The sequence below is a fragment of the Ruegeria arenilitoris genome (assembly GCF_013030265.1).
GTDB lineage: Bacteria > Pseudomonadota > Alphaproteobacteria > Rhodobacterales > Rhodobacteraceae > Ruegeria > Ruegeria arenilitoris_E.
Genome location: NZ_WPZQ01000017.1, coordinates 20,908 through 32,440 on the forward strand (window position 1 = coordinate 20,908; position 11,533 = coordinate 32,440).

The window sequence follows — 11,533 nt, forward strand, 5'->3', positions numbered from 1 at the left end:
TAGTTTGGGTAATCCAGTTTTATGAATCTGCCAGAGGCTTTAGACTGGTAACCCAGAATTGTGCCAAAGCACTCTGTATTAAATTACTCTGTTTGCCTCGAAGCAGATGGAGAAGAGCAACAATTAGGTTCAAACTGGCCTCAATCACATGACGACAACTTTAGATCTGCTCGACAAGCTAATAGCGTTTGACACCGTCAGCAAAAACTCAAACCTCGAGCTGGCCGCTTTTGTCGAGGACTATCTCGAACAACGTGGTTTTGCCGTGCATCGTATAACCGATCCATCCGGCGACAAGACAGGTCTCTATGCAGAAAAAGGGCCCGATGGCGATGGGGTTCTGCTTTCAGCCCATACAGACGTTGTGCCGGTCGAAGGGCAAAGCTGGACCAAAGATCCCTTCCGCCTGACGCGAGAAGGTAATCGTGTCTACGGGCGTGGGACTACGGACATGAAGGGCTACGTTGCTTCGGTCTTGTCTCTGGCTGATCGTGCAGAGGCGTCAAAGCTGCGAGAACCGCTCAAGATCGTTCTGTCTTATGACGAGGAGGTTGGCTGCGTCGGTATTCAGCAAATGCTGGAACGCCTGGCTCCAATGCTTGGACAACCGCGCGCCTGTTTCGTGGGTGAACCAACCGAGATGCAGGTCGCGATCGGTCATAAAGGCAAGGCTGCATTGCGGGCGATATGTCATGGCCAGAACGGCCATTCCGCACTGGCCCCCAACATTGTGAACGCACTGCATTTGGCGACAGATTTTGTGTCCGAACTGCGCAGCTTGCAAAAGGCGTTTGAGACAAACGGCAACACCGATCCGGCCTATTCAGTGCCCTACACCACATTACATGTTGGAATGCTGTCAGGCGGCAAAGCACTTAACATAGTTCCCGACAGGGCCGAGTTGACCTTTGAGTATCGGCATCTGGCTGCTGATCGCGGAAAAGACATACTCGACCAGATACAGGCAGCGGCCGAGCGGGTAAGTGCATCCTACCGTCCCCGCTTTGCCGAGGCACGTGTCGAGGTAGAGCAGTACAATGCATATCCAGGGCTGGATGTTGCGGAAACCGAGGCTGTTATTGCCTATGCCCAGAAACTTGCGCAAAGCAACGCTACGACCAAAGTCGCCTTCGGAACCGAGGCCGGTTTCTTCAGCGAACTGGGTATTCCAACCATTGTTTGCGGCCCGGGCTCGATGGAGGGTCAGGGGCACAAACCGGACGAATATCTCGAGCTTGCACAATTGACCGCCTGTGACGCGATGATGGATCGTATTCTCGAAGACCTGAGCCTGTAGATGACTTTGGATATGTTGCAGGATTTCGTACTGGCCGATGGGATTGGCTTGATAGGTTCAATCATCATCGTATGCGCCTATTATCTGGCAACTCGCGGCATACTGCCCGCCGACAAGGTGCTGTTTAACGCCTGCAACATCGTGGGTGGCGCTTTGGTGATGGTGTCCTTGATCTACCGCCCGAACCTGGGTGCGATCGTGATCGAAGTGATGTTTCTACTGATCGCCGTTTTGGCAATCTGGCGGAATGTGCGCAGCGCGAACTGATCCGCGCTGCAACCCCTTTAAGCCGCAATCATATAGAACTTGCGCAGAGTCTGCGTGATTTCCCAAGTACAGGGCGTGCCCCTGGGAATGAAAAAAGTATCTCCGGAGGTAAAGGTCTGCTCTGCCCCATCAGAACTGGTCAATGTGACCGAACCTGATATCACAGTCATCATTTCATCTACCGGATAGGCTTCGATTTCCTCCCGGCAGGGTGCGCATTCCCACACACCGACTGAAATCTTCTCATCCCTACTCTCGAAAAAGCTGCTGATGGTTTCGGACTTGTCCGCTGTAGTAAAATCGCCTTCAGCCACAAGTGAAGATGGGCCAAAGCCGGTTTCTGGATGGCCCGCTGCCAGCAATCGAATTGGGGTAGTCATGATGTCTTCCTTTCTTATGCCAAAGGCATCGGCAGATAGGCTGAGGCCTTCAAACTGTCCGAATTATCCAGTTCCCGGGCCCAACGGTGACCTGCGTGAACGGCGGCGGCGATAATCGAAGGGGCTTCGCAATCACCGATCCGACTGACCGATTTGATGCCCGCTTCGGCCCAGTCCGCCTCACGTTCCAACAAATTCTGATACAGTTCATCATTGGGCGTTTTTGACGTCAGTACAACCGCCGTTCCGAGTGGCAGTTCCAACCCCTGACCACCATGAATGCATACGAATTCGATGCGGTCTTCATGCACATTCTTGAGCGTTTTCAGACGTTCGATGCGTACGCCCAGCTCCATCAGGCGGGCGATGACTTTGTGTTGTTCCATCGTCAGTGCCAGATAGGGAGCCACCTCAGCAGCCGGGATTACATAGCTGACCTCGTGCCCATCCTTGACTAGCTTTTCGGCGAGCACATTGCCCAGATAGGCGCCGTCCTCGTCATAGATGACCACCGGACCTTTGACTTCGGCCCCGTCCAGAATGTCGTCCGGGGTCAGCACGTTCACCTCGTCGCCCCTCAACACTGGGGTCACGTTGAACCGGCCTACACCATCCCTGCGCCATGTGGCGCCGGTGGCGATCACGACATGCTCCAGCCCAAACTCCATGATGTCACTCGCTGCAAGCGGTGAATCCGTGTAGAGGTTTACGTTGCCAAGTTGCTGCAGCGCATAAAGACGGTAATCCGCAACCCTGATCCACTCTGACAGGCCCGGCAGACCTGCCTCGCGTTTGACACGGCCACCCAATTCCTCGCGCGCATCGGCTACGGTCACTTCGTATCCACGCTTGGAGAGGATATTGGCGCATTCCAAGCCTGCCGGACCGCCGCCCACGATTAGGATCGTATCTTCCGAACCTTTCGCCGGTACCTTCTCGGGATGCCAACCGCGCCGATATTCGTCCATTATGGTCGGGTTCTGGGTACAGCGCATTGGCGAATAAGACATCTCGCCCGACGCGCAGATATTACAGCCGATACACTCGCGGATATCGTCAACCCGGCCCTGATCAATCTTGGTTGGGATAAACGGATCGGCGATCGACGGGCGCGCCGCGCCAACCAGATCCAGTACCCCGCGCCGCACCTGGCTGAGCATCGTGTCGGGCGAGGTAAAGCGACCCACGCTGACAACCGGCTTGTCGACCACACCTTTGACAAAGGCAATCTGCTGTTCCTGAAACCCTTCTTTCGAGAACCGTGAAGTCTGGCTGTCTTCTGGCCAGTCGGAAATGTTCACATCCCAAAGGTCGGGGATATCCTTCAGCATTTCGACCAGTTCCTGGCCCTGCATCAGGTCACCATCGATTTCGTTTACTCCGAACCTGAAGGCAACCGCGCTGGTATCGCCAATGGCGTCCTTCATCCCCTCAAGTACTTCACGCAGCAGTCGCGCCCGATTTTCCAAACTACCCCCATATTCATCGGTGCGGGTATTGTAGCTGGGCTGCAGGAACTGACTGAAGATCGACAAACCATGGCCGGCATAGGCGTAGACGATATCGAAACCAGCCTTCTGCGCCCGAACGGCAGCGGCAATATGCTGTTCGCGTACGGTTCTGATGTCCTGCTTGTCCATCATCTTTGATTGAAATGGCTCGACCGATTCCAGGGTCAGGCGTGATGTCGGACCCAGCGGCGGCGTACGCGAGGCCCGATTGCCCGCCGCCAAACCGACATGGCCCAGCTCGACCCCTGCCAATGCACCATGGCGGTGCACCGCTTCGGGCATGCGTGAAATGCGCTTGATGTCAGCGTCGTTCCAAAGGTGCAGTGAGGGAAAGGGCCAGAACTCGGTGGTGTTCCCGATCTCGGCAATCTCAGTACACACGACACCCCAACCACCTTCAGCCTTCATCTCACGCATGCGCGTATTGGCATCCGGTGCGTTGTCTGATGTGCCAGAGCAATGCGGGACCTGATAGAAACGGTTTTTTGTCGTGACCGGACCTATTTTGACCGGTTCAAACAATATGTCGTAACGCGGATCTCTGGACATGGCTGGCCTCCCTGGCTTGCAGCAGCGCAGCCCCGGACCCTGCTTGGCCATTTGTCGGGCTGGCAATATGATTGCCTGAAATCTAAAGAAAACCTGCAGGGAGCCTAGTGTCCCTAAAGGGACATATCCAAAGCTGAAGATGGCACAAACAAAATCGGATCTACCTGCAACAACACCCCTGCCCGAGCTTTCTCGGGCAATAGAAAGCTGCGGTGCAGAACCATTTCAGGCAGCATTATGTGAGGCGATTGCAAAGTTCCTTGGGGCCGAAAAACGCGGTGTGCTGCAATATTCTCGCCACGCGTTGCCGCACTATCTTGTTCGTAATCATGTGCCCGAGGAAGAGATCGACTTTTATCTGGCAGGTGCCTATCGCTTTGATCCGTTCTTTCACCATTGGCGTGAACTCGATGTAAACGGTGTTCTGAGCCTTGCCGAGTTGAATACATCTGAGGGTCGGTTCGGTGAGAGCGCGCGAGACTATGTTCTGCGCTTTCAACCCAAGACCGGCATGGCTGATGAAATCGCTGTGCTCTGCCCCAAGATTGGCGGTGCAGTAGACAACTATTTCTTTCTCAGAGGATCGCCATTCACCGAGGACGAGTTGCGTACGCTGCGCGCCCTGCACCCGACCGTACTGGCACTGCACGATCTGAACCAACGGCTGATCCTGGGCGCGCTGGCAGAAGGAAACTCACACTATACCGGTTTTCCCGAAGCAGATGCTTTCGCAATTGATGACAGCCATGGCAGACAGTGCTTTGCCAGCACAAGCTGGCGCAAGCTAGCCGGACAAACGTCTGCCTTGTCAGACGCCGTTGCTCAGGCGCGTGAAGCAAGACCGGGGCAACCGCTTATCGTTGGGAACGCCCATGTCATCTCGGAAAAACTCGGGGCCGAATTCCCGCCTGCACCCAACGGGCGCATCACGTTTATTATAGAACGCCCTCTGGCATCGTCTTCTTTGGTGTTGTCCGAAGTTGTCGATAACCTGTTTGCTGACCAACTGACGCAAAGGGAGATTTCGATCTGTTATCTGGCTCTCCGAGGGTTTCCTTCTACCTCAATTGCCGAACAGTTGGGCATAGCGGTTGGTACAGTGAAAAATCATCGAAAGAGCATTTACCGCAAGCTCGACATCACCACCGAACGTGAGCTTTTTCTGCTGCTTCTGAACCACGTCGGAGCGCGGTCGGAATGAAAAACCGGGCAGCTAGGCTGCCCGGATCAGGAGTGCTGAACGCACGGGGAGTAATTACTTTTTCAGGTTGGTCCAGATCTGGTCATAAACCGCCTGAACTTCTTCTGAACAGACCTCGATGAACACGCCCGGCCCGACATTGTCATGCGGGTTCTTTTCGGGTTGCGACGCCAGATTTGGATCAAGAAAATCAGACACGCCCTTCACACCTGCATTGTACTGGGCAAAGTTGGTCACGGCGGCGATGTTTTCCGGCTCCAGCAGGAAGTCCATGAATTTCAGGGCATTTTCGCGGTTCGGGGCATCTTTCAGCAAAACAACGTTGTCCATCCAGGCGACATATCCCTGGGTCGGGAAGGCATATTCGACATTGGCGCCTTCTTCGCGGGCCTTGGCCGAGAAACCATCATAGATTTGGCCTACGGCCGCATCACCCGACACAAGAACTTCTTTCGCGGTGTCCGAATTAAACGAGGTCCAATGCTGTTTGGCATCCTGCAGCAAAGCATTCAGTGCCTTGAGTTGTTCGCGATCGCTGGAACATTGCGGAATACCCAGATGCAGCGATGCCATCACCATGATCTCGCCCTGCGCATCCAGCATGTTGATACGGCCCTGCAGCTCTTCCGGAGGATTGAACAGGATATCGGTGGTCTGAATATCACCGGAATAGACGTCACGGTTCACGGCAAAGCTGGTAGAGCCCCACTGGTACGGGATCGAGTGTTTGCGGCCCGGATCAAAGCTGGGATCAGCCCATTCAGGCTCAATATTGCCTTTGTTCTTCAACTCACCGTCTTCGATCGTGTCCAGCATTCCTTCGTTGGCCATGATCGACACCATGTAGTCTCCGGGTACCGAAAGGTCATAGGTTCCGATGCCGCCCGCCTTGAGTGACGCCAGCATCGACTCGTTCGAGTCGAACGTGTCCATTGTCACTTCGATACCGGTCTCCTCGGTGAACTTGTCCAGTACCTCCTGCGGCATGTATTCGAACCAGTGATACAGAACCAGTTCGCCTTCGGCTGCGGCGGCATTAGCACCAACTGTCAGAGCAAATGCCGCGACGCTGGTTTTCATGAAGGATTTCATTGTTCTCTCCATCTGTTGGTTTTATTTGGTGTTGTCAGTTTTGCTGACGAAGTAGCTGATCGTGACCATGATGATGGACACGCCCAGCAACATGGTCGAAATCGCCATGATATTGGGTTTGATCCCTTGTTTGACCGAGCCAAAGATCGCCGTGGGCAGGGTTTCGACACCGGCACCTTTCACGAAGTTGGTGATGATGAAATCATCCAAACTCACGATGAAAGCGAGCAGGAACCCCGAGATGATGCCGGGCATCATCAGCGGTAGCAGGATCTTGGTGAAAGCCTGCCGTTTGGTGGCGTACAAATCCTGTGCCGCCTGTTCGTAACTGTCTTCGATTCCCTGCATCCGGGCCGAAATCGGTAGATAGGCAAACGGGATGCAAAAGGCGATATGGGCCAACAAGATCGTCATGATCCCACGATCAAACCCGATCGAGTTAAAGAAGATCAGCGTGGCGACGGCCGTCACGATTTCCGGAACCATCAACGGCAGGCTGATCAGGCCAAATGACACAGTGCGCAGCTTGAACTTACCACCACGGACCATACCGGTCGCTGCCAATGTTGCGATCGTGGTGGATACCGTGGCCGCCACGATCGCGATGATGAAGCTGTTTTTGGCAGCCTGCTTGAACTTGTCGCTTTCAGGACCGGTGAAGACATCCGCATACCAACGCAGCGACAGCCCTTCCCAGTTCGTCAGAGACTGCGATGAGTTGAAACTGTAGATCGTTACAACGACCAGTGGTGCGTAAAGAACGATCAGGCAAAGCAGCGTGATGGCTTTGAAACCGCGATAGGATTTGATGTCGAAAGTTGAATTCGTCACGGCTTAACCCTCCGCCTTTTCAGCTTTGGCCTGTTGCCGGGCGAATAGCATCAGCAGGACCAGAACCATTGTCAGCAGGATCATTGAAGCGGCGGCTCCGAACGGCCAGTTGCCAGCGTTGCCTTTGAACTGCTCTTCAATCAGCGATCCGATCATGAAGTTCTTGGCGCCACCCAACAAATCAGGAGCCAGGAACGAGCCCATTGAAGGAACGAACACCAGAATGCAGCCCGCGATGACGCCCGGTTTGACGGCAGGTAGCAGGATACGCCGCAGGGTGGTCCATTTCGACGCATAAAGGTCTGCAGCCGCCTCGGATAAAGCAAAGTTGTAGCGCTCGACCGCTGCATAGATCGGCAGAACCATGAAGGGCAGATAGGAATAGAACAGGCCAAGCTGCACGGCGAAATTCGTGTTGACGATATGCAGCGGGCTATCGATCAAACCAATACTGATCAGGAAGTCATTAAGTGGCCCCTGATCCCGCAACAGGAACTTCATCGAAACCGTCCGGATCAGCAGGTTCACCCAGTATGGAATGGTGATCAGGAACACCCAGATCGGGCGCATGTTTTCCGATCGTGTGGCAATGAAATACGCAGTTGGAAATCCGATCACAAGGCTCAGAAGCGTTGCCGCACCCGCCTGCCAGATAGACCGCCAGAAGATGATGATATAGGTCCATTCGATCTTGGGAGGTTCGTCTCCGAACAGACCACGATCGAAGAAGAACTGGTCATAGGCCGCAAGGCTGAATTCCCAGATCACACCGCCCCTGAACTCTTTGGTCAGGAACGAATAGATCAGCATCATCACGACCGGAGCCAGAACCAGTATGCTCAGCGTGACCCAGGCGGGTAACAACAGCCAGGTCCGGGCCTCTTTGTAAGTGTCGGTGGTGGCGCTGCCACCGCTTGCTGCACCTGCTGCCATCAGTCCAACAAGAGGCGCGCTGCCCCCAGCTCCATGTTGACGAACATTTCGGTGCCCGGTTCAAAGATGCGTTTGTTGCCACGGTCAGAGTTCGAAGTACGGACCACGAAATCTGGGCCGTCCTGCAAGTCCACAATCGTGGTGATGTCCGTGCCAACAAAGATGTTGTCCTTGACGCGCCCCTTCAGGCTTTCGCTTTCGACCGGCTGATCAGACATGTACAAACGCTCGGGTCGGATCGACATGTGTACCTTCGAGCCGACACCGACACCGTCCACCTGATCGCAGGTCAACTCGTGCCCACCACCCAGATGGCAGGTCGCGCGGCCATTCTCGATACCGTCAACCGATACCTCCAGAAGGTTTGTTTCACCGATGAAATCGGCCACGAACATGTTGCGCGGACGTTCATAGATATCTGTCGGCGCGCCCAACTGCTGCAACTCACCAGCGGACATAACCGCGATACGGTCGGACATGGTCAGGGCTTCTTCCTGATCATGGGTAACGAAAATAAAGGTGATCCCGGTTTCGCGCTGCAAGTGCTTGAGTTCCAGCTGCATCGCCTTACGCAACTTGAGATCGAGCGCCGACAACGGCTCATCCAGCAACAGAACCTTGGGTTTCGGCGCTAGTGCGCGGGCCAATGCGACACGTTGCTGCTGACCACCCGACAACTGGCTAGGTTTACGAGCTGAAAACTGGCTTAGCTGAACCAGTTCCAGCATTTCCCCTGCACGTGCCTTGGCATCGGATTTCGAACTTCCACGCATCTCAAGACCAAAGGCCACGTTGTCCAGAATCGTCATGTGCGGGAACAAGGCGTAGTTCTGGAAAACGGTGTTCACCGGGCGCTTGTTCGGTGGAAGGTTTTCGATTTCGTCACCAAACAGAAAGATCGCCCCTTCGGTCACATCCTCAAACCCGGCGATCATCCTAAGCAACGTGGTCTTGCCACAGCCCGATGGCCCCAAAAGGGTGAAAAACTCGTTGTCCATGATTGACAGAGAGATTGTCTTGAGCGCTGTGAAGTCGCCATAGCGTTTTACCGCATCCCGCACGTCAATCGCGATTTGTTCCTTGCTAGACAAGTGCGCCTCCCTCAGCATCGCGAAGTTTCAACCGGTTATATCGCGCTGGAGAGGCCCTCTGAATTATTGAGTTCCTCACTAAACATTAGGTTTAGCCTAATCATTTAGCTAACAAATTGTTGTAAAATGATTTTTCAGAATATCGCGCCATCGGACCAACACGATTCAATGATCTATTTGTGAACCGTAGCACCCGGTCTCTGTTTGGGTTCGTTCTGTCCTAATCAGTACAAAGGAAAGACCGACTTTAGATCGCCCTGCCCGTCTAGTAAGCCTCATCCGAAAGTCATCTTTGACCAGAGGCAGGACCAATGCCCCAGTACCGAACCGAAACGGACTCAATTGGCGACATAGACCTACCCTTCAATTGCCTGTTCGGTATTCAGACCGAGCGGGCCCACCGAAATTTTCCAATAACGGGCGTCCCGCTGTCGCAATTTCCAAATCTTGTCATCTCTCTGGCGATGGTCAAAAGCGCTGCGGCACAAGCAAATGGGGAACTGGGCGGGATAACCAGTGCCAAAGCCCGCGCCATCGTCAATGTTTGCGATGAAATCATCGAGGGACAGCATCACGAGCATTTTGTCGTAGATATGATTCAGGGCGGCGCCGGAACCTCGACCAACATGAACGCGAATGAGGTTATTGCGAATCTTGCTCTCAAGAAACTGGGCCACCCGCCCGGGACCTATTCTCAGCTACATCCCAATGACGACGTGAATCACGGCCAGTCGACAAACGATGTCTATCCGACCGCTGTCCGATTGGCCGTTCTCTTTCAGGTGGCACCGCTCTGTTCGGCACTGTCGAGTCTTCAGGCCGCCTTTGAAGAACGCGCTCAGGCATTCGCGAACATCGCCAAAGTTGGTCGCACGCAATTGCAGGATGCCGTGCCGATGACGCTGGGCGCCGAGTTCAGAGCTTTTGCTGTCACTGTCGGAGAAGACATAGATCGCATCAACGAAATCGGACGCCTTTTAAGAGAAGTGAATCTGGGTGGCACGGCCATTGGTACCAAGGTCAATTCCGAAGCGGGTTATGACGCACGCGCAATCTCTCACCTGGCAAGGATTTCGGGTTTCGATCTCAGGCAGGCCAGCGATCTTATCGAAGCCTCATCGGATCTGGGCGGTTTCGTCACATTTTCGGGAATCCTGAAGCGGGTGGCCGTAAAACTGTCCAAAATCTGCAACGACTTGCGCCTACTGTCTTCTGGTCCGCGCGCAGGCCTGGGCGAAATTACTCTTCCTGCAGTACAGGCAGGATCTTCGATTATGCCGGGAAAGGTGAACCCGGTAATACCGGAGGTGGTCAATCAGGTTTGTTATCAGGTGATTGGCAATGATCTGACCGTCACAATGGCAGCCGAAGCAGGGCAGTTGCAACTGAACGCGATGGAGCCGGTGGTGACCTACAACCTGCTAAATTCGCTTATGATTCTGACCAACAGCATAATTGTCCTAACGGAAAAATGCGTACTGGGGATCAAGGCGGATGCTGATCGCTGTGCGGCACTGCTGGATAACAGTCTGATCCTGGCGACTGCTTTGGCACCATATCTCGGATATGACGCTGCCGCGCGCCTTGCTAAACAAGCTTTGGAGACCGGCAAATCAATCCGTGACGTAACTGTCGAAAGCGGGCTGGTACCTGAGGAAAAACTGGATAGCATCCTGTCAGCATTAACCATGGTCAATCAGGAAGCCTTTTCATGAACCGATTGTACTTTTCCCCGGCCTCTCCCTTTGCGCGCAAAGTCAGGGTGGCGATACTTGAAAAAGGTGTCGAAGACCTTGTTGAAGAGGTCGAAGTCACAACCTCTCCGGTCGACACCAACGCCGAGCTTGCCGCGCATAACCCGCTGGGTAAGTTGCCATGCCTGCAACGCCCCGATGGCCGTGTGGTCTATGACAGCCGCGCAATTCTGCGCTTTGTTGACAGCCTGAAAGCGAACACTTCGCTTTACGCCAAGGATGATACCGAATTTGACCGGCTGACCATCGAAAGCCTTGCCGAAGGTGTCATAGAAGCGGCACTGCTTTGCGTCTACGAGCGGCGTATCCGCCCAGAGGATCACGTATCACAAGCCTGGATCGACGGGCAGGCGGATAAGGTCAACCGTTCTCTCGACTGGTTTGAGACACATGTATCAGACGCACTGGAACCTCGATTTGATGCAGCATGTATCGGTCTGGCCTGCGCGTTGGGCTATCTCGATTTTCGCAAGCCTATCGGGGACTGGCGCCCCGAACGCCCGCAGCTAACAGCTTGGTATGAAAAGGTATCCAAGCGACCCTCTCTGGCACAGACAGTGCCAAGTTAACCAAAGGAGCAAGCGCAGAAATGAAGGTACTCGTGCCTGTCAAACGCGTGATTGACTA

At 54.2% G+C, this 11,533-nt stretch carries 11 protein-coding genes; 5 read left to right on the forward strand and 6 right to left on the reverse strand.

The features are described 5' to 3' along the window. Positions 1–148 precede the first annotated feature (148 nt). Both argE and GOX61_RS22060 read left to right on the forward strand, forming a co-directional pair. The gene (gene argE, locus GOX61_RS22055) at positions 149–1,297 is read left to right on the forward strand and encodes an acetylornithine deacetylase (protein WP_170337194.1); all 1,149 of its coding nucleotides are present in this window, start codon (positions 149–151) and stop codon (positions 1,295–1,297) included. Beyond that, positions 1,298–1,564: a CBU_0592 family membrane protein gene (locus GOX61_RS22060; RefSeq protein ID WP_170337195.1), complete on the forward strand. Its 267-nt coding sequence runs from the start codon at positions 1,298–1,300 to the stop codon at positions 1,562–1,564. Positions 1,565–1,581: 17 nt separating this feature from the next. Here the strand turns inward: GOX61_RS22060 and GOX61_RS22065 are convergent, their stop codons facing one another. Beyond that, positions 1,582–1,944, reverse strand: coding sequence for a cupin domain-containing protein (locus tag GOX61_RS22065; protein WP_170337197.1), 363 nt, complete (start codon positions 1,942–1,944; stop codon positions 1,582–1,584). Between the two features lie 14 nt (positions 1,945–1,958). Further along, on the reverse strand, positions 1,959–4,004 hold the full coding sequence (locus tag GOX61_RS22070; RefSeq protein WP_170337199.1) for an FAD-dependent oxidoreductase: 2,046 nt from the start codon (positions 4,002–4,004) through the stop codon (positions 1,959–1,961). 139 nt (positions 4,005–4,143) lie between these two features. Here GOX61_RS22070 and GOX61_RS22395 point away from each other — a divergent pair, with 139 nt between their 5' ends. Next, on the forward strand, positions 4,144–5,205 hold the full coding sequence (locus tag GOX61_RS22395; protein WP_217353955.1) for a helix-turn-helix transcriptional regulator: 1,062 nt from the start codon (positions 4,144–4,146) through the stop codon (positions 5,203–5,205). A gap of 54 nt (positions 5,206–5,259) precedes the next feature. Here GOX61_RS22395 and GOX61_RS22080 read toward each other — a convergent pair whose 3' ends face one another. The 4 genes from GOX61_RS22080 to GOX61_RS22095 are packed head-to-tail and all read right to left on the reverse strand — an operon-like array spanning position 5,260 to position 9,170. Next, the gene (locus GOX61_RS22080) at positions 5,260–6,297 is read right to left on the reverse strand and encodes an extracellular solute-binding protein (protein WP_170337202.1); all 1,038 of its coding nucleotides are present in this window, start codon (positions 6,295–6,297) and stop codon (positions 5,260–5,262) included. Between the two features lie 21 nt (positions 6,298–6,318). Then, positions 6,319–7,128, reverse strand: coding sequence for an ABC transporter permease (locus tag GOX61_RS22085; RefSeq protein WP_155139342.1), 810 nt, complete (start codon positions 7,126–7,128; stop codon positions 6,319–6,321). A 3-nt stretch (positions 7,129–7,131) separates the two neighbouring features. Next, positions 7,132–8,061 carry an ABC transporter permease gene (locus tag GOX61_RS22090; RefSeq protein WP_170337203.1) on the reverse strand — a complete coding sequence of 310 codons (930 nt, stop codon included), beginning with the start codon at positions 8,059–8,061 and terminating at the stop codon, positions 7,132–7,134. After that, entirely contained in the window at positions 8,061–9,170 is a 1,110-nt protein-coding gene (locus tag GOX61_RS22095; RefSeq protein ID WP_170337206.1) for an ABC transporter ATP-binding protein, read from the reverse strand. Before GOX61_RS22095 ends, GOX61_RS22090 begins: the two co-directional genes overlap by 1 nt. Before the next feature lie 293 nt (positions 9,171–9,463). On the opposite strand from GOX61_RS22095, the gene GOX61_RS22100 reads away from it, so the two are divergent. Together GOX61_RS22100 and GOX61_RS22105 are read left to right on the forward strand one after the other, a co-directional pair. Beyond that, entirely contained in the window at positions 9,464–10,867 is a 1,404-nt protein-coding gene (locus tag GOX61_RS22100) for an aspartate ammonia-lyase (protein WP_170337208.1), read from the forward strand. After that, positions 10,864–11,475 carry a glutathione S-transferase family protein gene (locus GOX61_RS22105; RefSeq protein ID WP_170337210.1) on the forward strand — a complete coding sequence of 204 codons (612 nt, stop codon included), beginning with the start codon at positions 10,864–10,866 and terminating at the stop codon, positions 11,473–11,475. The genes GOX61_RS22100 and GOX61_RS22105 overlap by 4 nt, the downstream gene beginning before the upstream one ends. Positions 11,476–11,533: the final 58 nt, after the last annotated feature.

What these genes read in the sequence shown, in the direction of transcription:
- argE (WP_170337194.1), top strand. Translation starts at nt 149, where the DNA reads ATGACGACAACTTTAGATCTGCTCGACAAGCTAATAGCGTTTGACACC.
- GOX61_RS22060 (WP_170337195.1), top strand. Translation starts at nt 1,298, where the DNA reads ATGACTTTGGATATGTTGCAGGATTTCGTACTGGCCGATGGGATTGGC.
- GOX61_RS22065 (WP_170337197.1), bottom strand. Translation starts at nt 1,944, where the DNA reads ATGACTACCCCAATTCGATTGCTGGCAGCGGGCCATCCAGAAACCGGC.
- GOX61_RS22070 (WP_170337199.1), bottom strand. Translation starts at nt 4,004, where the DNA reads ATGTCCAGAGATCCGCGTTACGACATATTGTTTGAACCGGTCAAAATA.
- GOX61_RS22395 (WP_217353955.1), top strand. Translation starts at nt 4,144, where the DNA reads ATGGCACAAACAAAATCGGATCTACCTGCAACAACACCCCTGCCCGAG.
- GOX61_RS22080 (WP_170337202.1), bottom strand. Translation starts at nt 6,297, where the DNA reads ATGAAATCCTTCATGAAAACCAGCGTCGCGGCATTTGCTCTGACAGTT.
- GOX61_RS22090 (WP_170337203.1), bottom strand. Translation starts at nt 8,061, where the DNA reads ATGGCAGCAGGTGCAGCAAGCGGTGGCAGCGCCACCACCGACACTTAC.
- GOX61_RS22095 (WP_170337206.1), bottom strand. Translation starts at nt 9,170, where the DNA reads ATGCTGAGGGAGGCGCACTTGTCTAGCAAGGAACAAATCGCGATTGAC.
- GOX61_RS22100 (WP_170337208.1), top strand. Translation starts at nt 9,464, where the DNA reads ATGCCCCAGTACCGAACCGAAACGGACTCAATTGGCGACATAGACCTA.
- GOX61_RS22105 (WP_170337210.1), top strand. Translation starts at nt 10,864, where the DNA reads ATGAACCGATTGTACTTTTCCCCGGCCTCTCCCTTTGCGCGCAAAGTC.